This is a genomic window from Leptospira montravelensis, from assembly GCF_004770045.1.
GTDB classification, from domain to species: domain Bacteria; phylum Spirochaetota; class Leptospiria; order Leptospirales; family Leptospiraceae; genus Leptospira_A; species Leptospira_A montravelensis.
Map to the genome: position 1 here is coordinate 1 of NZ_RQFO01000008.1, position 970 is coordinate 970.

Annotated in this window: 2 protein-coding genes; both read left to right on the top strand. The window is 35.3% G+C overall.

All coding sequences use genetic code 11. The features are described from left to right. The first annotated feature begins 158 nt into the window (after positions 1–158). On the top strand, positions 159–470 hold the full coding sequence (locus tag EHQ31_RS06525) for a type II toxin-antitoxin system RelE/ParE family toxin (protein WP_244247289.1): 312 nt from the start codon (positions 159–161) through the stop codon (positions 468–470). Position 471: 1 nt separating this feature from the next. Next, on the top strand, positions 472–795 hold the full coding sequence (locus EHQ31_RS06530; protein WP_135571100.1) for a helix-turn-helix domain-containing protein: 324 nt from the start codon (positions 472–474) through the stop codon (positions 793–795). The last annotated feature ends 175 nt before the right edge of the window (positions 796–970 follow it).

Below are 970 nucleotides of genomic sequence, written 5' to 3' on the forward strand. Positions count from 1 at the left end.
CTAGTTCGTTATACGACATTTCCGAGAAATCTATAAAAGAACGGGCGTCCGTGCCCGTAAGAACGAAAAAAGGAAGAAAAAGAGATTACTTAATTCTTGACAAACATTACCTACGCGTTATATTACTCTAAGTGTATGAAATAAAAAGAACCGAAGAGATGGTTCTCTGGCTAAAAGATCTAGATAATGATGCAAAAAAGGATATTTTAGTTTCCATCGAAATTCTTAAAGAGTTTGGTCCTAGACTTGGAAGACCACATGTTGATACCATTACTGGTTCTAAAATTAAAAATTTAAAGGAACTTAGAGTTAATAGCAAAAATAGACCCTTTAGAATATTTTTCGTTTTTGATCCTAAGAGAAATGCTATTTTACTAATTGGCGGAAATAAAGCTACATCTAAGAAATTTTATCCAAACATGATTAAAAAATCTGAAGAATTATATGCTGAATATTTAGGAGATTTGTAATATGATTAAGAAAAAAAAAGAATTAAAAAGTTTTGATACTGATCTTACTAAATTTGTCTCACAAGATATTATTGAACAAGCAAAAGCTGAGGCTCAAAAACAAATCTTCAAATTGAAGCTTGCTGAACTAAGACAAAAACAAGGAATCAAGCAAACTGATGTGGATGGTTTTTCTCAAGTTAGCGTTTCAAGAATTGAATCTAGATCTGATATTAAAATCTCTACTCTAGTCGATTATGTTCACGCTTGTGGATTTGATGTTGAGATTAAAGCTGTCCCCAAAAAAAAGAAGAACAAAGAAGAATTTGTTTTATTAAGAGCCTAAGAAAACGCCATCCGTGGCTTAATCAAATCGCTATATTCGAAAACGTCGTATAACAGCGTCTACTCACTGCGCTTCGGCACTTGCGGCCTCGCTTGGCCTGCGGCACATTTCCCTTCTGGCATTCGCTCGCATACGCAAGCTGCATGCCAGTCCCTAACGTCCCGCTGGGACTCAG

Excerpts from the sequence above, each read along its gene's own strand:
- EHQ31_RS06525 (WP_244247289.1), top strand. The coding sequence starts at position 159 with ATGGTTCTCTGGCTAAAAGATCTAGATAATGATGCAAAAAAGGATATT.
- EHQ31_RS06530 (WP_135571100.1), top strand. The coding sequence starts at position 472 with ATGATTAAGAAAAAAAAAGAATTAAAAAGTTTTGATACTGATCTTACT.